This window comes from Azonexus hydrophilus, from assembly GCF_905120355.1.
In the GTDB taxonomy this organism is placed as follows: domain Bacteria; phylum Pseudomonadota; class Gammaproteobacteria; order Burkholderiales; family Rhodocyclaceae; genus Azonexus.
Window position 1 is genome coordinate 1 of sequence record NZ_CAJHOB010000050.1, and the last position, 947, is coordinate 947.

Annotated in this window: 1 protein-coding gene; it reads left to right on the forward strand. The window is 64.5% G+C overall.

Translation table 11 applies throughout. The features are described 5' to 3' along the window. On the forward strand, positions 1 to 947 hold a 947-nt coding region (locus JYJ39_RS13935), incomplete at both ends, for a peptidase domain-containing ABC transporter (protein ID WP_205205252.1).

The following is a 947-nucleotide window of genomic DNA, read 5'->3' on the forward strand; positions in this document are numbered from 1 at the left end:
GCCAGCCTCATCATGGTGCCGATCTTCCGGGCGCGTCTGGACACGCAATTCCTGCTCGGCGCGCGCAATCAGGCTTTTCTTACCGAGTACCTGGCCGGCATGGCCACGGTCAAATCCTTGCAACTGGAGCCGGACGTCGGCAAACGCTACGGCACCTATCTGGCGCAATACCTCTCGGCGGGTTTTGCCACCAAGCAGGTCGGCAACACCTACAACGTCGTCGCCAACGGGCTGGAACAGGTGATGACGCTCGCCATCCTCATCGTCGGCGCGTGGTACGTGATGCAGCCTGATGTGGGCATGACCGTCGGCATGCTGGTCGCCTTCCAGATGTTCGCCAGCCGCATGAGCCAGCCCCTGCTGCGTCTGGTCGGGCTGTGGCAGGAATTCCAGCAGGCCAGCATCTCCGTCAAGCGCCTGGGCGACATCCTCGACATGCCGCAGGAACCCTTCACCCTCACCCCGCAACGCGCTGCCGGCGGCGAAGGCCGCATCGACATCCGCGACGTCGGCTTTCGCTACTCCGAACAACATCCCTGGCTCTACCGCAATCTGAACCTGGCCATTCCCACCGGCAAACTCACCGTGCTGATGGGGCCGAGCGGCTGCGGCAAGAGCACGCTGGCCAAGCTGATGCAGGGCTTCTACTGGCCGCAGGAAGGGCAAATCACGCTGGACGGGCGCGACATCCACCAGCTTGCCGCCAACGAACTGCGCGCCACCTTCGGCGTCGTGCCGCAGGAAACGGTGCTGTTCTCCGGCACCGTGTACGACAACCTGGTCATGGCGCATCCCCACGCCAGTTTCGAGGACGTGATCGCCGCCTGCCGCGCTGCGGAAATTCACGAGGTGATCGAGCAACTGCCCAACGGCTACCAAACTGAAATCGGCGAACGCGGCACCGGGCTATCCGGCGGGCAGCGCCAGCGCATCGCCATCGCCCGCGC